This is a genomic window from Paenibacillus xylanexedens, from assembly GCF_007676705.1.
GTDB lineage: Bacteria > Bacillota > Bacilli > Paenibacillales > Paenibacillaceae > Paenibacillus > Paenibacillus xylanexedens_C.
This window is the reverse complement of record NZ_VEBF01000001.1, coordinates 1,877,598-1,902,283: the sequence shown is the minus strand read 5'-3', so window position 1 is coordinate 1,902,283 and position 24,686 is coordinate 1,877,598. Positions and strand designations below refer to the sequence as shown.

General features: G+C 48.4%; 19 protein-coding genes. 11 read left to right on the top strand and 8 right to left on the bottom strand.

Annotated elements, in window-relative coordinates; all coding sequences use genetic code 11:
• Positions 1-20: 20 nt before the first annotated feature.
• Positions 21-704, bottom strand: coding sequence for a serine/threonine protein kinase (locus FS628_RS08600; RefSeq protein ID WP_145320821.1), 684 nt, complete (start codon positions 702-704; stop codon positions 21-23).
• 399 nt (positions 705-1,103) lie between these two features.
• On the opposite strand from FS628_RS08600, the gene FS628_RS08595 reads away from it, so the two are divergent.
• Complete coding sequence (locus FS628_RS08595; protein ID WP_145320819.1) at positions 1,104-2,021, top strand: PD-(D/E)XK nuclease family protein; 918 nt, start codon at positions 1,104-1,106, stop codon at positions 2,019-2,021.
• Positions 2,022-2,183: 162 nt separating this feature from the next.
• Here FS628_RS08595 and ald read toward each other — a convergent pair whose 3' ends face one another.
• Positions 2,184-3,317, bottom strand: coding sequence for an alanine dehydrogenase (gene ald / locus FS628_RS08590; protein ID WP_145320817.1), 1,134 nt, complete (start codon positions 3,315-3,317; stop codon positions 2,184-2,186).
• A gap of 189 nt (positions 3,318-3,506) precedes the next feature.
• Here ald and FS628_RS08585 point away from each other — a divergent pair, with 189 nt between their 5' ends.
• Positions 3,507-5,177, top strand: coding sequence for a PucR family transcriptional regulator (locus FS628_RS08585; RefSeq protein ID WP_145320815.1), 1,671 nt, complete (start codon positions 3,507-3,509; stop codon positions 5,175-5,177).
• A gap of 57 nt (positions 5,178-5,234) precedes the next feature.
• Here FS628_RS08585 and FS628_RS08580 read toward each other — a convergent pair whose 3' ends face one another.
• Positions 5,235-5,525, bottom strand: coding sequence for a hypothetical protein (locus FS628_RS08580; RefSeq protein ID WP_145320813.1), 291 nt, complete (start codon positions 5,523-5,525; stop codon positions 5,235-5,237).
• Positions 5,526-5,843: 318 nt separating this feature from the next.
• On the opposite strand from FS628_RS08580, the gene FS628_RS08575 reads away from it, so the two are divergent.
• Together FS628_RS08575 and FS628_RS08570 are read left to right on the top strand one after the other, a co-directional pair.
• Positions 5,844-7,196, top strand: a complete 1,353-nt coding sequence (locus FS628_RS08575; RefSeq protein ID WP_145320812.1) for an ATP-binding protein — start codon at positions 5,844-5,846, stop codon at positions 7,194-7,196.
• Positions 7,193-7,906 (top strand): hypothetical protein, encoded by a 714-nt coding sequence (locus FS628_RS08570; RefSeq protein WP_145320811.1) that lies wholly within the window; start codon positions 7,193-7,195, stop codon positions 7,904-7,906. The genes FS628_RS08575 and FS628_RS08570 overlap by 4 nt, the downstream gene beginning before the upstream one ends.
• Positions 7,907-7,942: 36 nt before the next feature.
• On the opposite strand, the gene FS628_RS08565 is transcribed toward FS628_RS08570, so the two are convergent.
• Positions 7,943-9,598, bottom strand: coding sequence for a sigma-54 interaction domain-containing protein (locus FS628_RS08565; RefSeq protein ID WP_260870962.1), 1,656 nt, complete (start codon positions 9,596-9,598; stop codon positions 7,943-7,945).
• Between the two features lie 524 nt (positions 9,599-10,122).
• On the opposite strand from FS628_RS08565, the gene FS628_RS08560 reads away from it, so the two are divergent.
• Positions 10,123-12,396 (top strand): beta strand repeat-containing protein, encoded by a 2,274-nt coding sequence (locus FS628_RS08560; protein WP_186327744.1) that lies wholly within the window; start codon positions 10,123-10,125, stop codon positions 12,394-12,396.
• 183 nt (positions 12,397-12,579) lie between these two features.
• Complete coding sequence (locus FS628_RS32590; RefSeq protein ID WP_260870961.1) at positions 12,580-12,807, top strand: hypothetical protein; 228 nt, start codon at positions 12,580-12,582, stop codon at positions 12,805-12,807.
• 257 nt (positions 12,808-13,064) lie between these two features.
• Here FS628_RS32590 and FS628_RS08550 read toward each other — a convergent pair whose 3' ends face one another.
• Positions 13,065-13,988: a proline dehydrogenase family protein gene (locus FS628_RS08550; RefSeq protein WP_145320808.1), complete on the bottom strand. Its 924-nt coding sequence runs from the start codon at positions 13,986-13,988 to the stop codon at positions 13,065-13,067.
• Positions 13,989-14,236: 248 nt separating this feature from the next.
• Between FS628_RS08550 and pruA the strand changes: the two genes are divergently transcribed.
• Both pruA and rpoN read left to right on the top strand, forming a co-directional pair.
• Positions 14,237-15,784 (top strand): L-glutamate gamma-semialdehyde dehydrogenase, encoded by a 1,548-nt coding sequence (gene pruA / locus FS628_RS08545; RefSeq protein WP_145320806.1) that lies wholly within the window; start codon positions 14,237-14,239, stop codon positions 15,782-15,784.
• A gap of 134 nt (positions 15,785-15,918) precedes the next feature.
• Entirely contained in the window at positions 15,919-17,223 is a 1,305-nt protein-coding gene (gene rpoN / locus FS628_RS08540; protein WP_145320804.1) for an RNA polymerase factor sigma-54, read from the top strand.
• Between the two features lie 121 nt (positions 17,224-17,344).
• Here the strand turns inward: rpoN and FS628_RS08535 are convergent, their stop codons facing one another.
• A complete protein-coding gene (locus tag FS628_RS08535; RefSeq protein WP_145320802.1) occupies positions 17,345-18,778 on the bottom strand; it encodes an aspartate ammonia-lyase in 1,434 nt (477 codons plus the stop codon).
• 324 nt (positions 18,779-19,102) lie between these two features.
• Here FS628_RS08535 and FS628_RS08530 point away from each other — a divergent pair, with 324 nt between their 5' ends.
• On the top strand, positions 19,103-20,380 hold the full coding sequence (locus FS628_RS08530) for a methyl-accepting chemotaxis protein (protein WP_062832946.1): 1,278 nt from the start codon (positions 19,103-19,105) through the stop codon (positions 20,378-20,380).
• A gap of 198 nt (positions 20,381-20,578) precedes the next feature.
• Positions 20,579-21,424: a hypothetical protein gene (locus FS628_RS08525; RefSeq protein ID WP_145320800.1), complete on the top strand. Its 846-nt coding sequence runs from the start codon at positions 20,579-20,581 to the stop codon at positions 21,422-21,424.
• Between the two features lie 301 nt (positions 21,425-21,725).
• On the opposite strand, the gene FS628_RS08520 is transcribed toward FS628_RS08525, so the two are convergent.
• Complete coding sequence (locus tag FS628_RS08520) at positions 21,726-22,700, bottom strand: ring-cleaving dioxygenase (protein ID WP_145320798.1); 975 nt, start codon at positions 22,698-22,700, stop codon at positions 21,726-21,728.
• Between the two features lie 264 nt (positions 22,701-22,964).
• Here FS628_RS08520 and FS628_RS08515 point away from each other — a divergent pair, with 264 nt between their 5' ends.
• Entirely contained in the window at positions 22,965-23,726 is a 762-nt protein-coding gene (locus FS628_RS08515; RefSeq protein ID WP_145320796.1) for a YwaF family protein, read from the top strand.
• 140 nt (positions 23,727-23,866) lie between these two features.
• On the opposite strand, the gene FS628_RS08510 is transcribed toward FS628_RS08515, so the two are convergent.
• The gene (locus FS628_RS08510) at positions 23,867-24,661 is read right to left on the bottom strand and encodes an SDR family oxidoreductase (protein ID WP_036612094.1); all 795 of its coding nucleotides are present in this window, start codon (positions 24,659-24,661) and stop codon (positions 23,867-23,869) included.
• Between the last annotated feature and the right edge of the window lie 25 nt (positions 24,662-24,686).

The following is a 24,686-nucleotide window of genomic DNA, read 5'->3' as shown; positions in this document are numbered from 1 at the left end:
GAAGTGAGTTTGCAACATGCTTATTTCATAAATCTGGAGAACAATCTATTCGCCTTTTTGGAGAGGTCGTCTATTTTGACATTGGCATGATCGAGTTGATTGTATCCCCATTTGATCGTTTGCAGCATGCGTGGAGATATAGGGGTTCCTTTGATCCGCGGATAGATATTGTGATAAGCCCAGACAAGATGTTCCCAGCGATTGTCATTGCCGTCCTGAATGTACTCGGATACGTCGAGCACTTTCCCGCGTCCGTTCTGGAGAAGGACATTCTTCAAATGAATGTCGCGAGGGTTCAGCCCGCGGCTGCGAACGGCCTCTCGTGCTGCGTCCACATCGAGCATCACCTGCTCGGGGACGGGGATTCCTTTTTCCAAACACTCCAGCAGGGTATCTCCGGGTTCAAAACTGATCACGAGGACGTTCCGGCCGCTGCCGTAATAGGTAGGGAAGTATGGCAGGCCTTTAAGCTGCTCGTATACCTGCTTTTCATTTTCGAGTTTGTCCAAGGCATGATCCGAGTACATCTTGAAGGCATACTGCGGCAAGCCGTCATACTTAAATACAGCCGCGTCCGTACCCGTGCCAATGCAATTCAATCCTTCTACATCGCCGATGATGTTCACGAGCTCATTCCGGTCGCTTCCGATGACTTGGATCTGTTGTAATGCCTCTTCCGCCTGGAACCAATCCGGTCGATTCATGGGTGGTGCCTCCTTTTAGGATATGCCTGTACAATTTTTTTATAAAATAATTACGTTCTACAACCCCAAAAAAGACTAATTAGCGTGTCTGGAGATCGTTAGATTTAATAAAACCGCATTATGCACGTGGATAAGGTGTGTAAGATACGTTAGTTCCGGTCCCGCCCTGGCACATACCAGCATCCCGGATTCTTTGTCCTCTATGAAGTATATTAAGCGTTCTGCTCCGCAATTTCATCTTTTGGTGATGTTACTATATAAACGATACGGATTGAATCGGAAACGGTTGCGTCAGAAGAAAATAACGGAAGCATGCTTGCGGCGAGGTTGCCCTGGCTTTATACTGTGAGCAATAAGGGATCTCAAGCAGATCCGGCATATAGAAAGGCAGAAGTTCTTATGGCACAATACCCGCAGTGGTCTTATTCGCAGTCGCGGGCGAGTATGTTCGATGAGTGCCTGCGCAAATATTATTATCATTATTACGGTGCCCATAATGGCTGGAAGACAGACGCTGCGGATGAGATGCAGGTTCGTCTGTACCGTCTGAAACAGCTTAGCAATCTGTACCTTGTCTTCGGGGACCTCGCGCATCGGATGTGTGAGTCGGCGGTACGCAGCAGGGAAGAGGGCAAGAATAAACCGCGTGAACACTTTCTGGAACAGACGATACGCAAGCTGCTGAATCAGGCGTATGTGGAATCCATGGATGCGGATCAGTGGCGGCTGAACCCCAAGAATCGAACGATGCTGTCCGAGATTTATTACGGGGATGATACGTTGAATGACCGGATTGCCACGATTAAGGAACGTGCTTCGGCCTGTGTCGGTAACCTGTACCAGACGCTTACGTGGGAGGATTTGTCTCGGGCAAGCACGGACATTCTGGAGATTGAGAAATGGGATACCATGATGCTGCACGATACGCGCGTGTATGTGAAGATGGACTTATTGTATCGACGCAGTAACGGCAACATTGTCATTGTGGACTGGAAGACGGGCAAGGAAGATGACTTCTCGGATCAGTTAATGTTGTACGCATCCTATGTGAGAGAGCACTACCGAATTCCTTTGGAGCAGATTGAGCTGCGAGTGGAGTATCTGTTAACCGGAAAGCACCGAGAGTTTACCGCAACGGAAGAGGATATACAGAAGGTAGAAGAGAACGTAGGGCGTTACATCGAGGAGATGCGATCCTGCGTGGAGGATGAGTATTACAACCGTCCCAAGGACGTCACCTACTTTACGGCGATGCCTTCGCACCGGTCCTGCAGGGACTGCAACTTCCGCGAAGTGTGCAGCGAACGTGCGGTCTAGAGCACCAAAACCAGAGGAACATCAGGCCTTATACCAACGAGTTATTTCATATGTGAAAAAAATCAAGAAGCGCAAGCCGGGAACATCATCTCACCGACTTGCGCTTCTATTGCGTTCCACAGGCCTGGCGACAAGGCGCCGGGTGGAACGATCATATCAAGATCACTGGACAGCGGCGGTATTCTCCAGCGCCTGTCCCGCAGGAACGTAGGCATGCCCGAGGTCCCGGGCAACCGCCTCATACGTGATGTGTCCATTCAGCACGTTGACCGCGCTGCGAATGGACGAACTGCCGCGAATCGCGGCGGCTGCACCGTGGTTCGCCAGCTGCAGCGCATAAGGCATGGTGGCGTTGGTCAGCGCCACCGTGGACGTACGCGGCACGGCGCCCGGCATGTTCGCCACCGCGTAATGCACGACGCCATGTTTCACATAGGTCGGTTCATCGTGGGTCGTGATATGATCAATGGTCTCAACGATCCCGCCCTGATCAATCGCCACATCCACAATGACCGAGCCCGGTGCCATGGTCTTCACCACCTGCTCGCTGACAAGGGTTGGCGCCTTGGCGCCCGGAATCAGCACCGCACAGATCAACAGATCTGCCGCCGCAACAGCTGTTGCAATGTTGGACGGGCTGGATACCAGCGTGTGGATCTGATTGCCGAAGATATCATCCAACTGGCGTAGACGGTTCAGATTCAGATCAAGGATGGTCACATCGGCGCCAAGACCAATAGCAATTTTGGCTGCATTCGTTCCGACTGTACCGCCACCAATAATGACGACTTTTCCCCGACTGACACCCGGTACACCGGACAACAGGATGCCCTTGCCACCTTCCGTCTTCTCCAGTAACTGTGCTCCAATCTGAGATGCCATGCGTCCTGCGACTTCACTCATAGGGGTGAGCAGTGGCAGGGTATTGTTGACCTCCAGCGTCTCATACGCAATGGCCGTTACCCGACTTTCAATAAGAGCTTTTGCAAGCTCTGGTTCCGCTGCGAGGTGCAGGTAGGTGAACAGGATCAGCCCCGGACGAAAATATCCGTATTCACTGGCAAGTGGTTCTTTCACCTTAATGATCATTTCGGCCTCTGTCCAAACGGACTTGGCATCATTCCGAATCTCAGCACCCGCAGCTTGATATTCATCATCCGTGAATCCACTGCCGATGCCTGCGCCTTGTTCGATCATTACTTGGTGACCGGCTCTGATGAAATCAGCAGCCCCGGCCGGAGTCATTGCTACACGATTTTCATTATTTTTGATTTCTTTGGGAATTCCGATTCTCATCGCCATGCACCTCGTCCATTTATTGGTTGTTAGCTTATACTACAAGTTTATGACCTGGATAATCGTTTTGCACCTTACCTGATGTCTAATTTTTAGGAATACAACTCAACATAATGTCGAAAAAGACTGTTCAGGACATTTGTCCATGGATTATAATGTAAGAAAAAATAACACGAAGAGGGATCGCCATTGCAAAATGATCGCGTGTTTACCATCAGAGATATCCTAGCACGTCCGGTATTTGGCCGCGCAAGGCTTGCGGCAGGGAAGGATGGAGTGAACCGGCAGGTTGGCTGGGTTCATGTTCTGGAGATTACGAATGTATCTCCATTCGTAAGCCCCCATGATCTTATTTTATCCACTGGGCTGTGGCTTCAATCGGAAGAAGGGCGTGAAGAGTATCTGCTCCAGCTCATTGGCAGTGAGGCTGCGGGGCTGTGTGTGGAGTTTGGTACCAGCATCAACGGAATTCCCGAAGAACTGATTGAACTGGCGGATAGACACCAGTTTCCGCTAATCGTGTTTGAACAACCGGTCCGTTTTGTCGAGATCACACAGGATATTCACTCTCTGCTTATTAATCATCAGCATCAACTGCTGAAAAGTCTGGAAGCTTACTCCCGTCAGCTTCAGCAGCGAACATTACAGAGTACGGATATGTCTGCAGTGCTCAACCTGCTGCATGAGTACGCTGCTAAACCGGTGGTGTATATCTCGTCCATGGAACCCGGCAGATTTGTACCTGAACTGGCTCCAGAGATGGAACAAACGATCTATACCTGGTATGAACAAGAGGTAGAGCACCTGGATCTGAATGATTCTGACACCGAATTATGGTTCCACATGGATGAAGAGAAGGTTCTGCTATGCCACCCGGTCGTCTGTTTCGGGCAGGTGTTCTCCGCTGTAGGCATGATCGTGCATCCGTCCGCTCCTGTGGAGTATCTCAAGCTGTTGCTCGATTATACAGCGAAGGCAGCGGCAGCCCTCACACTTCGTTCCCAGTTCCTTGAAGAGAAGATGGTCCGCAATCAGAACGAGTTGATCCAGGATCTAATGAATGGCAACATTCATCAGGAGGAGCAAGCTCAGACCAGAATGGGACTTCGTTTATTGGTGAAGGGACAGTATTGGTTTGCTGGAGGGGTTATAGAGATTGAGCATCGGTTGAAGGGTACAGGCCGGGAGCGGATGGAAGCCAATCATCAGGATATTCTTGTCCTGCTTCGATCTTTGCTCAAGAAGAATAATCTGCCCAGCCTGATCATGCTGAAGAACAATCAGGTGTACCTGTGCTGTGCGAAGGAAGCCGTAACTGCTAATGCGCGTCATCAACTGCTGCGCTTGCTGGAAGGAATCACGCTGGATGTGAACCGGTTTGCCAGCCGTAACTTGAAACAAGTCACCATCCATGCGGGATTTGGCAAGTTACGCAGCCGTTTGACCAGCTTGCCGGAGAGTCTTCAGGAGGCCCATCAGGTGATTGAAGTTTCGAGATCGGTAGATCAGATGGGAAATGTTCACTTTTACGAACGTATGGGTATATATCAAATGTTAAAAGCCTTACCCCAATCCTTCCTGCAACCCTTTGTCCAGGATCACTTGGGTGTGCTGATTGAACATGACCAGACGAATCACCTGCGATTGGTAGAAACGCTGGATGCCTATCTGCAGAATTTTGGTTCCAAACGGGATGCTGCTGCCCAGCTGTTTGTTCATCGGCAAACGTTGTACAACAGACTCGAGAAGCTGGAAGAGCTGATGGGACCTGATTACATGGACCAGGAGAGAAGAATCTGTCTGGAGATGGCGCTACTCGCGCATGCGATGATTGAGAATGGACAGTGGCAATCCTCTTGATGGGGTGTTGTGAGATGTAAGACAGACTGTGCATCGTTACACTACCTCGTGCACAGTCTAGCAGTTTTTGCTGATCCGCCGAGTACGTTGTAACGAGGCGGGCAGGTGTTGCAGGGTGGGAGTAGAACGGCGTCCTCGATATAGTTTCGTTTGACCGGAGGATGGTGCCAGTGATAAAGAAGAAGGAGCAGCCAGCCGATATGGGGGTGTTGACCGGTCGGAGCGCTCTCCCGGTTCAGCCTCATTGGCTGCCATTGAAATACCGCTTTGGAGCAGCCATTCATTAAGTCGTTTGGGATTGATTCCGAGTTGTCCGCTCAGATTACAGATATCGAGGTTTTTTCTCACACAAATCCGCCTTTCCTGGAATATCGGGCTGGTAGTAAGGACTGAAAGGGAAGCATGAATTCGAGATCGGTAAATGCTCATGTACATGTTGATTGTAGCTTGATCGGCGGAATGATCCATTATGATAAGAAATAGTGCGGAGGCGTTTATGTATACCTTGTTATACGTTTCCATGTCCGCTGTTTTGAATATTTCCATTAAATTGGCTTTTAACAAGATTCTATCACTTCACATGCAATTGCGCGTCTCAATATAGTCTCATTTTTGAGAGGGCATATTGTATATTAAAAGTACCAGTATCTAGTACGGAGGACATATATGGGAAACAGTAGTGAGGCGAAATACGACAAATATGCTAAGGATGGGAAACGTTTCGTTGGTCGAGCCAAGGAACTAACGGCACTGGAGGCGTGGTTCAATCATCCGGAAGCCCCATTGACCATATTTTCAATTACGGGTATGGGGGGCATCGGTAAATCCTCCTTACTATCAGAGATGTTATCCATATCTCGAGATCAAGGTGCAACGGCAATATGGATGGACGGCCGAGCATGCGGTGCGACCCCTTCCGTCTTTATGGAATATTTGTCCTCTACACTGGGGCTAGAGATACTGGATGGTGAAGGATACCCACGACCACTGAGCCTGCTGAGGAACACTTCAATCGAGAAGCGAATAGTCCTGGCGGTGGATAATTATGAAGAACTCGCTCTGTTGGAAAGTTGGTTCATGGAAGTCTTCATATCCAAACTTCCGTTAAGAGGGATACTTGTCATTCTTGCCTCACGTCCGGAACTGGCATCCGCCTGGCGGACACATCCCCGATTGTATCAGCGGTTTGTACCGATGAGGCTTCAACATTTCACAACGAATGAGATCACGGAGTATATCACGGTGGCGGGTTTACTGAATCGGGGCATGGCAGGCACTATTACGAGAATGACCGATGGACATCCGCTCGGCCTGGCTCTTGCGGTGGAGGCTGCGGATCAGAGACGGAATCTTCCTCAGGCCGAATGGGCTGAGCTATCACACATGATCAGTGCACGATTATTATTGGAACTGACGAATCTCCGTCTACATCCCATGGTGGAGGTACTGACACTGATTGAGACAGCCAATCAGGAATTGTTATCATCTGTACTGGACATGACTGTGACGCAAGAAGACTACCACATGCTGAGACAGATGTCGTTTATCCGTTCCGGCCCAGATGGTCTTGGACTGCATGACATGGCCAGGGTGCATCTGTTGCGGGATTTTCGCCAGCGTGAGCCACATCGGTTGCAGACGATGCGTATCAAGATCGCGAAGTTGCTGAAACCGCTGCATGAACAGGCAGGGGCTCATGAGCGTCGCCAAATCGCCCGAAAGATGCTGCTGCTCTGTCAGGAATCGATGCTTCAATACCGCAAGTACGCAGATGTGTCTCGTGATTCCTTGTTCTCGTCTCTTGAGACGATGAGAAAAGAGGATCTGCCCGCTCTGCACAGCTTGTTACAGCAATGGTGCGAGTACAGCGTGGAACCATGGCAGGCTGTGTCCTATGGCCCCTTTCTGGATGAATTGGCACATCGTTATCCCGAAGGAATCGTATTGATGCGTGACAAGCTTGGGGAGACGATCGCCATGTTCATTACGGTACTTGTGGTAGTAGTGAGCTACTTTTGAAATATTTCCCGAATGAGATGCATGAATGCTTCACTCCACAGGAGCTTGAGAATGACCCGGATCAGAGTGATACTCACTTTGCATTGCTGGCTGCGGCAAGAAACGACGTGCCTGGTTACACACGAGAAGAACTGGTGGGATACATGGCACTGGACCGACTCTCTCTGTTGGGTGATGGCGCGAGAGCGATACTGGTAGCAACGAATCCTCATCTGAAATTGTTCTTGCAGAGCATTGGGTTTCGAATGCGAGGAACACGTACTCGTGTCTGTGACAGATATGAAGATCAGGCTCATGTGCTTGATTTGGATTTGCGTAGTGGGCAGTTCGGAGCCTGGGTCATGTCCCTGCTTGATCCCGAAACCCAAGAGGAACTAATACGGACAGAAACATCGGAGGCAGATCGTGAAGTTTGGACTGAACAGGATGTTCGCAAGATGTTGGGGCATCTTCGTTCTCCGGGAGAATTGCATGAATATGCTAACAGGATCACAGGAGTGAATGATGGTATCCAGTTACAATTGTACATACTGGACTTGCTGGAAGGCAGAGTGCATGGTGTGTCACCGCAGGATCAGATGCTGCTCCATGCAGCCTATTGGACACATGCTGGCAATCCAACTGCCGCAGCCCAGACATGTTCGATGAGTCGGGCGACATTTTATCGCCATCTACGAACAGCGCTGATCCGCCTAGCACGGATTTTGTAGTTTTTTCGATCCATTATAATGACAAGAAGAGGCTGGTCATAGACCAAGCCTCTTCATGCGATTATAGAGCGTTGCCCTGGAGATGCCGAGTTGTTTCGCAAGTGTTCGTTTGTTGCCACCTGCGGCTTCCAGATATTGAATTAGAAGTTGCGCTTCATAGGTGTCCATTTTTTGCTGGTAGGTATCATCCGAATCTCCCACATTCGCAGCAATTCGAGAGTCTTGTTCCGTTTCCGTTGAATATTCCCGTTCCTCGTGTTCGCTGTTGGGATGTAAATGAATTCTCGATGTCAACTGCACTTCGGGCTGTTCTTGCAGGTCGATGGAAGTGAGGGTATCAGGCAGGTATTCCGACTTGACCTCCCCATCTGTGGTCAGAATGGTCAGGCGTTCAATTACATTTCTTAATTCTCGTACATTGCCCGGCCAATCATACTGGAACAACAGCTTGAACACTTCGGGTGGAACCAGTTCAATATGGCGGTTATAGAGCAACGAGAACTCTTGTAGGAAAGTCTGGGTTAATTCGTATATATCTTCCTTGCGCATACGCAGGGGAGGGATGATGAGATTGATGACGTTAAGCCGATAATACAGATCCTCACGAAATTGATTACGGGCAATCATGCTGAGCAGGTTCTGATTGGTTGCTGCAATAATACGGCAGTCAGCCTGCTTCATACGTGTTCCCCCCACAGGAAAGTAACTTTTCTCCTGCAATACCCGAAGTAGCTTCACTTGTAGTTCCAATGGCATCTCACCGATCTCATCCAGAAAAAGGGTCCCCCCTTCGGCAAGCTCGATCTTTCCCTTTTTGCCTTTGGGATCAGCGCCAGAGAATGCGCCTTTCTCATAGCCAAATAACTCACTTTCGAACAAGGAAGCGGGAATTGCTCCGCAATTAATCGCGATAAATGGTGCCGTCTGCAATTCACGAAGATCATGAATAGCTTTGGCGAATAACTCCTTGCCTGTGCCGCTCTCTCCGAGAATGAGTACGGTTGCTGAGGTGGTGCTAATCTTGCGGATGGTATCCAAACACTGATGAATCACCGGGCTGCTGCCTTTGATGCGAGCAAATGGATCTGTGTCAGGGCGTAGTCTGGCAACGGCTTTCTCCAGATGTTGAACTTTGGATGTCATATGTAATAATTCCTGATGCAGTCGAATCTCCGTTGTAATATCCACTTCTGCAGCTACTGCGCCCACAATGCGTCCATCCAGTTGAACCGGGCGGGCATTGATCAGAGCGAACAGATCCGGTCTCGGCTGATGTTGTTTGCGATAGACCGTTTCACCGGTATATAACGTCTTGAGGGACTGAAGTCGGTCGGGCGGAAAAAAGTTTGCGGCAGGCTGTCCGATAATATCATGTTTGCTGATTGAAAATACATGCTCCGCACCAGATGTCCAGTAGGCCACCTTAGCTTCTTCATCGATTAAGGTCAGGGCTGAACCTGCAGTTTCCAATGTAGTCTCAAAATAGGCTTCCATCAGCTGATGCGCATGCATCATGGCATGCAGGACATCGGACACCACGATATATCCCAGTATGGGTCCTTCATCCTGAATGAGCAGATAAGAAGATGTGTCGAATAAGGAGAGGGCATCTACCAGCGATGTTGATGAAGGGATGCAGGGCGTGGGGAGACCTGTATCCAGAGTACCCATATCTGTACGCAATAAAGACATTAAATCTGGAAGTAGATGTTTCATCGGTATCACCTCAGTTTGAGCATGACTTTCAGAACTATATCTGTTACAGGGAATTCTTACGATATGAGTAAATGGAAATATCTGAGTGAGATAGTTATCCATATTATAGCTTTCAAAGTGAAGAGTGTATAGATTTTTTGACATGAATCATACATAATGCAATCGAAAATAGTGGTTGATTTTGTTTTGTACAACTAGAATGCGCTTTCAATTTTATTATATGAGTTTATTTTATGAATGATAATAAGTAAATGGGATTACGAGTCAGGTATGAGTTGTTAAATCTGACATTCAATTTGAAGCGAAAAGTTACTTTTTTTCAAGATTATAAGTACAGGACTAAAACATTCATGAACGTGACAACATCAGTTCGTTAATCTCATCTCGTTTACTGGGTAGGAATAAGTGATTCACGTATTGCCCCTCAATTTGTCCACACCATTAGTAATCGTCTGAATAATACTATTTAATAAATGAATTCAATCAAAGGAGAGTGAATTATGGCTATTCTCTCAACTGGACCCATTGAGAATAATATTTCAGGGATAACGGGTATCCGACCGACTCAATTCGTTACAGTCAAAATCGATAATCGGAATGCGACAGATGTCTTCACAGTACTTCTTTTGGGCTATTACCTTAATGGGGTCAGGACGTTATATGTAGAAGAAATGCTCACTGTATTGCCTAACCAGGTCATAACCAAAGACTATGCTGGGAATTTTGACGCTTTCGAGTTTGTATTTTCAACCGCAGATGCGGCTGCTCTGGAAGCGCAAATTTCCGTTTGGGGCAAGAATTCCGAAGGCGAGTTGGTGACCGCTCACCGATTGGTTTCGCAGGAGTTGCTGGGTGAAACTATAGGGGCGGTAGGCGTAACTGGTGCTACCGGAGCAAGAGGTGTCACCGGAGTTACAGGAACGACAGGCGTCAGTGGAATAACGGGATCAACGGGCGCTACTGGAGTAACGGGAACGACAGGTGTCACTGGAGTAACAGGACCGACAGGTGTCACTGGAGTAATGGGACCGACAGGTGATACCGGGGTGACTGGACCGACAGGTGTCACTGGAGTAACGGGACCGACAGGTGATACCGGGGTTACCGGAGCAACAGGGGTCACTGGAGTAACGGGAGCGACAGGTGATACCGGAGTTACCGGAACGACAGGTGCCAGTGGAGTAACAGGAGCGACAGGTGATACCGGAGTTACCGGAGTGACAGGTGTCACTGGAGTAACAGGAGCAACAGGTGTCACTGGAGTAACGGGACCGACAGGTGATACCGGGGTGACTGGACCGACAGGTGTCACTGGAGTAACGGGACCGACAGGTGATACCGGGGTTACCGGAGCAACAGGTGTCACTGGAGTAACGGGAGCGACAGGTGATACCGGGGTGACTGGACCGACAGGTGTCACTGGAGTAACAGGAGCAACAGGCGTTACTGGAGTAACAGGGCCGACAGGTGAAACCGGGGTTACCGGAGCAACAGGCGTCACTGGAGTAACAGGAACAACAGGTGATACCGGGGTTACCGGAGCAACAGGCGTCACTGGAGTAACAGGGCCGACAGGTGATACCGGGGTTACAGGAGTGACAGGTGTCACTGGAGTAACAGGAGCAACAGGCGTTACTGGAGTAACAGGGCCGACAGGTGATACCGGGGTTACCGGAGCAACAGGCGTCACTGGAGTAACAGGGCCGACAGGTGATACCGGGGTTACCGGAGCAACAGGGGTCACTGGAGTAACAGGAACAACAGGTGATACCGGGGTTACCGGAGCAACAGGTGTCACTGGAGTAACAGGACCGACAGGTGATACCGGGGTTACCGGAGCAACAGGGGTCACTGGAGTAACGGGACCGACAGGTGATACCGGGGTGACTGGACCGACAGGTGTCAGTGGAGTAACGGGAACGACAGGGGTCACTGGAGCAACCGGAGCAACAGGTGTCATTGGAGTAACGGGAACAACAGGTGATACCGGGGTGACTGGACCGACAGGTGTCAGTGGAGTAACAGGAGCGACAGGTGATACCGGGGTTACCGGAGCAACAGGGGTCACTGGAGTAACAGGAGCGACAGGTGATACCGGGGTTACCGGAGCAACAGGCGTCACTGGAGTAACAGGGCCGACAGGTGATACCGGAGTTACCGGAACGACAGGTGCCAGTGGAGTAACAGGAGCGACAGGTGATACCGGGGTTACCGGACCGACAGGTGTCACTGGAGTAACAGGGCCGACAGGTGATACCGGGGTTACCGGAGCAACAGGCGTCACTGGAGTAACAGGACCGACAGGTGATACCGGGGTTACCGGAGCAACAGGTGTCACTGGAGCAACCGGTACAGCTGGGCAAGGGTTGTCCTCGTACGCCTATATTTTTAATACTTCAGCTCAAACTGTAGCTATTGAAGCGGATGTAATCTTCGACAGCAACACAAATCTTACGGGTATTACTCATACGCCCAATACCGCTGGAATTATTATTGGCAATGCTGGGGACTATGCGGTGTTTTTCAATGTTGCAGGTGTGCAGGCAAACCAGTTCACCCTTTATCAAAACGGAGTCCCTTTAGGTGGTAGTGTCTACGGTTCAGGAGCTGGCACTCAGCCGAATCCAGGAATGATCATTATCACTGCCGCTCCAGGCGATATCCTGACATTACGGAATCATTCCAGTGCATCAGCTGTTGGTCTGCAAACACTAGCAGGTGGAACACAGACCAATGCTAATGCTTCTATTCTTATTCAACAGTTAAGCAGTTAAATCAATCGGTTTATCTATGAAGCAGAACAAGGAATTGACTGCCTGAAGGAGGGGGTTATATGGCTGTTCTATCAACGGAACCTATTGACAATAATCCGGTCCTTGGTGTGTATCCATCGACGGTGAGGAATGTGAATAGGGACTTGGTTAATAGCTCAGATCCTTCAAATATTCGGCTATATTTTGAATGGCGGTAGAACGTTGTATGTAAATGAGTTAATCGAAGTTTTGCCTAACCAAGTAGTCACCAGGAATTATACTACAAACTTCGTTGCCTATGAGTTCTTATTCAACGTCAGTGGTCTAGCTGCCAATGTGACTGAGATTTCGGTATGGGGGAAGACATCTTCCGGTGAACTGGTAGATGCGCATCGATTCGTATCTGCGGAGCCATCAGGTTCGGGAGGATGAGAGATTAAGAACGTTGGCGAGACAGCTCAATGGAAAGTGATTCCATGTAGCAAGGGGATTCCGAGCTTCCAATTGAAGTGTCCAGAAAAATAGACATTCAAATTAAGGATGCTTATTTTTTAGACATTAGTAAATCGTAGTGCGAGAGGGGACATTCCTCTGGACTGCTGTATGGACAGTAAAAACCATGTTGCCGAAAATGGCAGCATGGTTTTATTTTTATCGTTGTAAGTTAGTTATATTAATACACACCGCAATTAGCGGAACATGTTCTTAACGACCATCCAGAGATTAGCCGGTTTCTCGGCCAAACGGCGGGTGTAGTACGGATACCACATGGTGCCATAAGGTACGTAACAGCGAATGCGATAACCTTCTTTGGCGAGACGTTCCTGTTCACTCATACGCAGACCGTATAACATCTGAAATTCAAAGGCTTCCGGCGAAATTCCCCGATCCTTGGCGTATTGTTTCGTCCAGTTAATGATGTGATCGTCATGCGAGGCAACCGCTGTGTAGACGCCCTGATCGAGATGATGGCGAATCATCGTTTTGAATTGATGAATGACTTCAGAAGCATTCTGATAGGCAACAGATCCAGGTTCCTTATAAGCTCCCTTGACCAGACGCAACCGGATGCCTTCCCGAATCATATCACGCGTATCTTCCTCCGTACGATGAAGGTAAGCTTGCAATACTGTGCCTGTATTGTGAAGTCCTTCGGCGTGCAGTCTGCGCACAATGTCCAGAGTCGCTTGAGTAAATGGACTGTCTTCCATATCGATTCGGACAAACAGATCATGCAGCTTGGCTTGTGCAGCTACCGTACGGATATTTCGATAACCCTCTTCAGGGTCGAGTGCGAGGCCCATTTGGGTAGGTTTCAGCGAGACGTTGGAGTCGGCCTTCTCACGTGCAATGCCTTCGACCAGTCGTACATACTCGTCTCTGTATAATGCCGCTTCGCTTAAACGGGTAATGCCTTCGCCCAGATGATCGAGCGTAGCCATAATGCCTTTGTGGTTGAGTATGCGGATCTCTTCGAGAGCTTCCTCCAAGGTATTGCCTGCGATGAACTTGCCTGCCAGCTTTTTGCCGTATTTGATGGACAGGTTCTCCACAGCTTTGTTGCCTGCCACAGTCAACAAGGTTTTACGATATATTTCCGTTCCTACACTCATCTTTGTTTCCTCCTTGTGCATTGTGCATCATTCGATTCAACTCGGTTGAATTCTGCTTTTTGTATTTCTTTATAGAAGCAAGAAGCGTGCCAGAACAGCGAAGATCCCATTTTTATTTTCCAAAGAAAATATTTCAGTTCCAAACGGAGTTGGCACGGATTTTGCTACATATATTTGATGATGAGTAACATGCATATCAATTCAGGCGAGCAGCCAGTGAACCCAACATCCTGAAGGAGGAATCATTTATGAATATCCCTTTTGTTAACGAACCATTCACACCCTTTGCGATCCCGGCGAACCGGGAAGCATTCGAAGACGCACTTCGTCAGGTAGAAGCTGAACTTGGGCAGGAATATCCAATTATTATTGGGGGGCAAAAAATAACAAGTAGCCGCACGTTAACGTCCGTGAACCCGGCAGCCAAGAATCAGGTTGTCGGAACCATTCACCAGGCCGATCAGGAATTGGCTGAAAAGGCCATCCAGACCGCGGCGGAGACATTCCACACCTGGAAACATACTGACCCGAATGAACGGGCCCGTTATCTGTACAAAGCAGCTGCTATTATGCGTCGTCGCAAGCATGAGTTCTCGGCATGGATGGTCTATGAAGCTGGCAAGACCTGGCCTGAAGCAGATGCGGATACAGCCGAAGCCATTGATTTTATGGAATTCTATGCACGGGATATGCAGCGACTGAGTGAACCGCAGCCCCTCGTGCGGATTGCAGGGGAAGATAACGAGCTGAGTTATATACCTCTGGGCGTTGGTGTTGTCATTCCACCTTGGAACTTCCCGCTGGCCATTATGGCAGGCATGACTTCGGCTGCACTGGTATCTGGCAACACGGTGGTCTTGAAGCCTGCCAGCACAACGCCGGTGATTGCGGCAAAATTCATGGAACTGCTCGCAGAAGTTGGCTTGCCGGATGGTGTAGTGAACTTTTTACCTGGACCAGGCAGTGAAGTTGGCGATTATCTTGTGGATCATGCGCTTACCCGATTTATCAGCTTCACCGGTTCCAGAGATGTAGGACTGCGAATTAATGAACGTGCAGCCCGTACTGCTCCGGGTCAGAAATGGATCAAGCGAGTTATTGCAGAGATGGGTGGCAAAGATTCCATCGTTGTAGACAGCGACAGCGATCTGGAACTGGCTGCAGAGTCCATTACCGCTTCGGCATTTGGTTTCTCAGGACAGAAATGTTCGGCGTGTTCCCGTGCCATTATTCATAAGGATGTATATGATGAAGTATTGCAAAAAGTGATTGTACGGACACAGAAACTGACGATGGGCAGTCCACTTGAAGTTGGCAGTCAGGTCGGGCCGGTTATCGATGACAAGGCATATGCGAAGATCACGGAATATATTGAAATTGGCAAGGGTGAGGGGCGTCTTGTGCATGGTGGCGGTACAGGGAACGTTGAAGGGTATTTCATTGAGCCAACCATTATTGCGGATGTGGACCCGAAAGCACGAATTGCTCAAGATGAGATTTTTGGACCGGTACTTGCTTTCATCAAAGCAGAATCCTTCCAGGATGCACTGGATATAGCCAATAATACGGATTATGGCCTAACTGGCGCGGTGATCTCACGTAATCGTGAACATCTGGAACAGGCAAGACGCGAGTACTTCGCGGGTAATCTGTACTTCAACCGGAAATGTACCGGGGCACTGGTAGGCACGCATCCATTCGGCGGGTTTAACATGTCGGGCACGGATTCCAAGGCAGGTGGAAGAGACTATCTGCTGTTGTTTACACAAGCGAAGCTGGTATCGGAGAAATATTAGAAAGATTATTATAATTCAGCTAAAAGAGTGCTTACAATCGCTTGAATAGTATGCTATTATCCCTGCAAATACTTTTGTGTTCGTATAAGAAAAACAGAGGTTTATTGCCCAGCAATGCTTAAGGAGGGACACGGATGTTAGGTGTTCAGTTGGTACAGGAACAACGTATTCGGCTGTCCATCACGCCGGAGATGAAACAATCCTTTCATTTGCTAACCATGTCTGGTCAGGATCTGACCCGTTATTTGCAGGATGCCGCAGATGAAAATCCAGTGCTTGAACTGGAAGAACAAGCGGCGCCCCTTGCCAGGATCCCGCGGCGAATGGATCAGCGTAGTTATGCTTCCTATGATCCGTTGCTTCAGGCCAAAGGTGCCGAACCTACACTGGAACAATTGCTGATTGCACAGATTCGGATGATGACCATCCCAGATAAATTGGAAAATATATCAATATACTTGGCAGGGTGTGTTAATGATGATGGGTATCTGACGGTTGAGCTGTCAGAGGTGCAAGCAGCGTTTGGACTGCCTATGAATGAAATTACAGCGGGACTAGAACTTCTCCAGTCGCTGGACCCCGCAGGTGTAGGGGCGCGGAACCTGCAGGAATGTCTGCTGCTCCAGATCAGGCGTGATCCATCGGCTGTTCTGTACGCTGAACACATGGTAGAAGCGGGATTGGGATCACTGGTTCCTTTTCACCCAGGTAGAACAGGAAATCGATTAGGAATGACTTCACGTGAAGCCCAGGCTGCCTATGACTATATTACACGTCTCGACCCCAAGCCTTGCCGATCCATCGGATGTACGGAACGACCGCATTACATTATTCCGGATGCCATTGTTGGATTGCGTAATGGTGAGGCCCATTTCAGTCTGCATGCGGCAGGTAACCCTCGTGTATCCATGAATGAAGCCTGCACCCGCTGGATCAGGGATGAGGCACCGGACGAAATCTGGTCTACCCGTGCGGCAGAGGCGAGGGCGATCATTCGTAGTGTGCACCTGCGGCGCAGAACATTAATGCGTGTGCTGGCAGCCGTGATGGAAGAGCAGAAGCGCTTTTTGACCAGTGGACCTTCCGCGATAAGACCGCTTAATCTGGCTGTTATTGCCGAGAAGATTGGCATGCATGAATCAACGGTAAGTCGTGCGGTCAATGGTAAATACATTGACACTCCGCATGGTGTATATGAACTCAGAGCTTTTTTTGCCTCGGGAATCGGCACAACGTCAGGGGATAAAACATCTGCCTCAGCGGTGAAACGGAGATTAAAAGAAATCATTCGCACGGAACAGACGCAGCGGCCGTACTCGGATCGTCATTTGGCCACACTGCTCGCCGAGGAGGGAATTGTCATCTCCCGCAGAACGGTTGCCAAGTACAGGGAGGAGCTTCAGATTCTGCCTTCCCTTGAGCGTAAACGATGGGATTAATGGAGTAGCTGGCGTCATATCATCTCTGAATACAAGAACCCCCGCGAACCGGATGAACGGTTTGCGGGGGTTCTTGTTATATTATCGCTATTCAGGTTCCTGTATTAGATTATCTAATTTCCTACAAGCGTTCCATATTACGCAGGAAGTGTTCTCCGGCAATACCTGGTGTCGTCATCTGTTCCGGATGAAGGATCTCTTCCAGTTCATCCAGAGTCAGCAGTCCGCGTTCCAAAATAATCTCCTGCAAGGAAAGTCCAGTCTTGAGCGCTTCCTTTACGATGGATGCTGCCACATTATAACCTAAGTGCGGGTTCAACGCCGTAACCACACTGAAACTTTGCTTCATGATTAATTCACAGCGCTCACGGTTAGCTTCCATCTCTTCTACGGCATAACGTGTGAAGACATCAATGCCGTTATTCATAATTTTCAGCGATTGCAGCAGATTGAATGCAATAACCGGGCCCATAACATTCAGCTCGAATTGGCCAGCTTCACACGCCATGCAGATCGTATGGTCATTACCCATCACCTGGAAAGATACCTGGTTAATGACTTCCGCCATAACAGGGTTAACTTTGCCCGGCATAATGGACGATCCTGGCTGACGCGGTGGCAGACGTAATTCATTAAATCCTGCACGCGGACCTGAAGCCATCATGCGAATATCATTACAGATTTTGGACAGGCTGACCGCACATACCTTCAACGCCGCCGAAAGTTCCAGATAGGCATCCGTATTCTGCGTTGCATCCACGAGATCTTCAGCCGTTTGTAATGGTAGTCCGGTAACGTCGGACAGATGTTCCGTAACTTTGACGATATATTCGGGTTTGGCATTAAGTCCTGTGCCGACCGCAGTTGCACCCATGTTAATGGTAAGCAGGCGGCGATTAGCGAATTCAAGACGCTCGATATCCCGTCCAATTACGCGGGCATAAGCTCCGAATTCTTGTCCAAGGCGAATAGGCACCGCATCCTGAAGATGGGTACGGCCAACCTTCACCACATCGTTGAATTCCACTTCTTTTTTACGGAACGCATCCTGTAGTCTTTTCATCGTTGCCAGTAACGTCTCGGACAGTCGGTACGCCGCAATACGCAGTGCTGTGGGCACCACGTCATTAGTCGATTGGGACATGTTCACATGATTATTGGGATTGCAGTGGAAGTAATCTCCCTTATTCTGCAATAACAGTTCGAGTCCGCGATTGGCCAAAATTTCGTTCATATTCATATTCATGGAGGTGCCTGCACCGCCCTGAATGGAGTCTACAATAAAATGATCATGATGATGGCCTTTCATCATTTCTTCAGCTGCCATGACAATCACATCGCCAATTTTGCTTGGTAGCATTTTCAGTTCCATATTCGTAACTGCCGCTGCTTTTTTCACCGCAGCCAAAGCTGTGATCAGCTCCCGGTGTACCGGCACGCCGGTAATTGGGAAGTTTTCCACGGCCCGTACCGTCTGAATTCCGTAATAAGCATAAGCCGGGATTTCTTTTTCACCGATAAAATCTTTCTCCGTCCTTGTGGACATTGTAGACATTTCGTTCGCCTCCAGTGGCATCCAATAAATAGGTCAGCTCCGGCTATGCCGAAGCGCACTCAGTATATCATTTAAGCAAAATGGATGCCAAGCTAAATCATTTTGTCTGATTTGCCGATAATAATTTAAATTAGGGATTTACTTTACACGCAGTCATCATTAAAGGGGGCTGAAAAGCTTGTCTTATCCATTATGCACTACATGGTAGAGAAGTCATGCATGGACCATAAGCAAGGCGTAGATAGAACGTTTTCAGTGATGTATGTCACATGATATTTGGTACATGATTGGTAAAATAGGAAAAAAGGACTACGGGGTGTGAATATGAAATGGACTTTAGGCGCAAAGACAGTCGCGGGTTTGGTACTGATCTCAATTATTACGTACGGAACTAGCGGCTTTTTTATATTTTTCCTCCAGGACTGGCTCTCATTCAACATGCCAAGCTGGTTGTATATCTCCATCATCCTTGTTATGGGGGTGTGTTGGAACGGAATTCTCGGGTGGTTCGCCTCTCGCTGGCTGACTCGCCCGATTGTTCAGCTTTCTCGTGCGGCACAACAAGTTTCATCCGGGGATCTCACAACCGAGATTCCGCAGCGACGTGCGCAGGATGAACTTACTGTATTATATGATGCTTTTCGCGTAATGGTTTCTAATCTCAGAAGTATTGTAAACGATATTGCGGACAGTACACGGACCACATCACAGAATGCCCAGTCCCTTAGTGAAGCGATTACCCAAGCTGCCGAGCAGATCGAGATGATGTCGGAAGCGGTAGATCATATTGCGGTGGGAGTAGAAGAGCAGAAAGTCACTTCCCATCAGTCCCTGATCACTGCGGATGAGATGTTGAACGATTTCCAGCGTATGCACAGCCAATCCATGGGGATGACAGAGATGTCTGGTCAAATGGAACGATCGGTGGATCATACGAAGCAGACCTTTTCATCACTGATGAAAGGAATGGACGAGCTGGCCGAATCTCACAATCGTTCCCGCGACATTATGCTGTTGCTGGAAAAGGAAGCTTCCGATATCGAAGTGATTACCCAATCTGTCAAAAACATTGCTGAGGAAACAGGACTGCTTGCCCTGAATGCTTCCATTGAGGCAGCACGAGCCGGCGAAGAAGGTTCAGGTTTTGCAGTCGTGGCACAGCAGATCCGTAAGCTGGCAGACGAGAGTAAGGAATCGGTGCATCGTATTAATGAGCTGATCAGTCGTGTGCAGCAGCGGATCAGGGAGACGGCACAACTGTCTCATGAGCAGCATGGTCTGGTGGTTAATGAATCGGAGCGGACCATCTCTGTGGATCAGACGTTGCATGAACTGACAGGTACGGTGGAAGTATTCATGAAGGGTGCACATGATATTGGTTCCAAGATTGCAGAACAGACAGGCCGGGTGGAACAAACGCATGGTCATGTGAAGAAGATCCAGGGTAAAGCCGGATCGTTCTCGGATGAGGCAAGACGAATCATGGATGCCGCACACGAAGAGACAGCCATCATGGAGGAGATTTCATCCTCGGCTGAAGAACTAAGACAGTTAACCGATCGATTAATGGACAAAACCAAAGCATTCCGGATGCAGCCTTGAGCTGTGTTCGGAATTTTTTTTGCTTTGTGAGAACCATTTTGACTTAGGAATTTGCTTATTCTGGTTAAAGCCGAACGTTCTTTCGTGAAAACAGAAATTTGTAAAGATTTTTTTTTGAAAGATTAACAAATTCGCAACTTGCAGGCGATAAATGAAGATATAATAAGATTATCACAACAGAAGAAGGAGCCCAGTATATTGAAAACTTGGACAGGTATCCTGCTGATGATTATTTTGGCGGTAGCTACGATTAGTACAACTTCAGCTGCCAGAACCATGAATGAATCACAAAAACAGCTTAACATAGATGATCAATCCAGCCAGACCGAAGTGGTCGAGGCTTCTAATATAGATAATATGCATGACACAGCGAAGACAACGAAGGAATCAATTCCCGTGAAAGAGGAGAACGTTTCGGTTGCACCTGAGAATGAAAATGTCAGATTATACCCTATGAAAGTTGAGGGTTCAGGATATATATATAACGGAATGATTTTGGAAGTGGACGGCAAGACGCGAGAATTCAGTGATTGGCAGGGAGAAGGTGGGTCTTACAAACCCGAAGTACACGAGCTGGATCTGAATGGAGACGGCCAGAAAGAGATTGTTGTTTTGTACACGGAAGGTCATGGAACAGGTATTTATTTGGGACAAGCACGTATTGTTGATCCGGTGACGCTGGATGAGATGGAGATGCAATCTCTGGATGAGATTGTGAAGGAGCATGTGAATTCGAGAATTAATGTTACATCCAATCGGATCGACATTGACGTTACCGTTGACGGAGTTCCGGCAGAACCCTCTTCGATGGAGGAAGACACGAGTGACGGCGTGTATAACGAAGAACTTAAGTTTGGTGGAGTAACGTATTATAGTCTGGAGAATGGCAAGCTTGTTGTATCGGCATCGGGTGCTTACGGTATGGGGCTGTATGCCGGTGATCTCACATTCGCTTATGAATATAGAGATGGCGAGTGGAAGGCTGTAGATTTGAACTACAGTATGGAAATGTACGAAGAAGAATATTATGAATCCTTTGATTGATATCGCAGTATAGACACCTAGTGTGGCGGGGATTGGCAGTTCTCGTGGTGAAAGTGAAGTATTGCCAGTAAGCAAGTGAAAAAAATATCTCCCTTTCTGTTTTGACGGACAGAGAGGACAGGGCGAGGCTGAAAAAAATCGAGACATACAGCCTCGTTTTGTGCTGCCCAGAGAAAATATAAAATAGATCAAATCAAAACGATTACCGGCTCTGCCTTACCCGGATCATCTCCGGAATGCATAAGCGATAATCGTTTTTATTTGCTTGTACAGATGTATAGAGAACGCTAGTCAGATTCGCTTAGCGGATGACGGTGTCCAGCGGTTTGAGATTGGCTTCAATCTCGGCACGGCGACCTTCAAGGAATGGTGGCAAGGCAAGCGATTCTCCCAGATGTGCCAATTCTTCGTCTGTATCGAATCCCGGACCATCGGTGGCCAGTTCGAACAGTATACCGTTTGCTTCACGGAAATACAGGGAACGGAAGTAGAAGCGGTCTACAAAACCGGAGTTAGGGAATTGGAAGTTATGAACCCGTTCCACCCATTGTTTGAGTTCTTCCTCATTATCCACGCGGAAAGCAACATGGTGCACACTGCCACGTCCAGGACGTTCTTGGGCAAGGTCATTTCGTTCTTCAACATGTACTTCGGAGCCGCTGCCACCTTCGCCCGATTCAAAGACCAGTACATCAGGTTGACCTGGAGTAAAGGCAGGGTAGCTTCCTTTCGCTCTGAAACCAAGCAGTTCGGTAAGAACCGGAGCGGTAAGGGAGGCGTCTTTTACCGTAAGATGGATGGGGCCCAAGCCTACAATGCCATATTCAGCAGGTACAGGGCTCTGATCCCACGGTTTGCCACCAGCAACACCTGTATTGTGCTCATCCGAGACCAGAATCAGACGTTGTCCTTCAAAGTCTGTGAATGAGAGCGTGGCACGGCCGCCCCGTTGAACAATCTCTCCATGATCAACTTCGAATTCGTCAAAACGCTGTTGCCAGTACGTAAGAGCCTTATCATTAGGAACACGGAGTGACGTTCCTGATATACTGTTCACGCCTTCACGAGTCTGTCCGGCCATCGGAATCTCGAAGAAGGTAAGCTCGGTACCCGGATTGCCTTTCTCATCACCATAGAAGAGATGGTATACGGACACATCGTCCTGGTTGACTGTTTTCTTAATGAGGCGAAGCCCCATGATATTAGTGTAGAAATGATAGTTCTGATCGGCGTGTGCGGTTAGTGCTGATACGTGGTGAAGTCCTTTGATTTGCATATAAATTCCTCCTGGATGAAATGATTTAGTGTAAACGTGTAGCTGAACATCATGTGAGTGTGTTTTTAATTTATTGTCTATTGAGAAAGTTACTAACTTTTAGTGTGTTTTGTTCCTGAATTTATCTTAACATAAAGATATTTAAATTACAATCCTTATTTAGAATTCCAACTGGACAGTAATTTCATTCAATGGCAAAATGAAAAAGTTAACATTAAAGAGAGATAATGTTGGTGAGATGATTACAAAGGAGAGAAGAGATGCATGACGTATCCACCATGGCTGGACCCGTATGATGCTGAGCTGTTTATTCTGTTCTCCACTTCACATATCGTAACCATTAGCTTAATTGCAGTACTGATTGCGCTGTTGTTTTTACTTCGACACCGGCTTCGATTGTGGTCAGAGAGGGCACGCCTTACACTGCGGATTGTTCTCGCTTGTATCATGTTGGGTTGTGAAATCGTGCTGCAACTCTGGTACATATATGGCGGTGTGTGGAGCCTGCAGACATCACTGCCACTCGAACTATGCAGTTTGTCTTTGTTATTATCGGGGGTGTTATTACTCACACGCAGTCGTTGGTTATATTCGGCACTGTTGTTCGCAGGCATCGCAGGAGCCCTTATGGCCATTCTTACTCCTAATTTGGGCTATGCGTTTGCACATTTTAGATTCATTCAATTTTTCGTCGCTCATGCCTGCATCATTCTCGCTTTACTCTACATGACGTGGGTGGAACAGCTGCGACCTAGCTGGAGATCTGTAGCGGGATCGATGATATTTATGAACGTAGCAGCACTGTTCGTATATATTGTAGATATTCTGCTCAATGCGAATTATATGTTCCTGAGATACAAGCCGAGTACACCTTCGGTCCTGGATATGCTGGGGCCTTATCCCATGTACATCCTTGGGGAAGAGGTTCTGGCACTGGTGTTGTTTTCGCTGATGTATGTTCTGCTTTTTGCCATTCCGGACCGGTTGAATCATCGTATGAAAAAGGGGAAAAGCCCCGCGGTTTAGAGATAATCCTTGTAGTTGCGCCTGCTCCGTATGATTACTAACTGTGCATAAATAAAACATCCCGCAGTAATCTGATTCGTTCAGATCGCTTGCGGGATGTTCTGCTGTTGTCCCTGAAACGGGACAACTTTATGTTGATGTTAACCGCGGAGCAAAGATTCTGCACCATCCACGTAGATTCGTGTACCTGTAACATGGGAAGCTTCATCGGAAGCGAGGAACAGTACCAGGTTAGCCACTTGCTTCGATGTTCCAGGTTCGCCCTTGAGCGGATGTTCATGTCCTTCAGGGAATTCAACAGGAATCTGTACTTCTTTCAGATCATCCGACGGATAGGTGTTATCATCGATGTTGGTATCGATAGCTCCTGGGCAGACGGCGTTTACGCGAATCTTATAACGAGCCAGTTCCAGTGCAGCCATCTTCGTAAATGCGGTTTGCCCTGCTTTGCTGGAAGCGTATGCAGAGAATCCGATCCCTGAGAAGACCCGATTACCGTTAATGGAACTGGTGATAATGATGCTGCCGCCATGTTCTTTCAGATGGGGAATTGCATATTTGACGGTTGCGAAGGTTCCGCGCATATTGATCTCCATCGTCTGGTCCCAGTCCTCAATTTCCATCGTTTCGATTGGGGCCATCGTGCCGTTAATGCCGGCATTTGCAAATATGATATCCAGTTTACCCGCTTCAGCAGCGGCCTGATTGATCGCCTTCTGTACATTGTCCGGTTTGGAGATGTCACACTCGATCACATAAGCTTCTCCACCAGCTTTTTCAATCGTCTGCTTGGTTTCCTCTGCATTTTCGGGTGTACGATCCAGCATGTACACTTTGGCCCCATGCTCGGCGAAACGAATAGCGGTAGCCTGACCAATACCCGATCCACCTCCGGTTACAATCGCCACTTTGCCTTCCAAACGTTGTTCTGTCATCTCTGATCCCTCCATGAGTTAGATT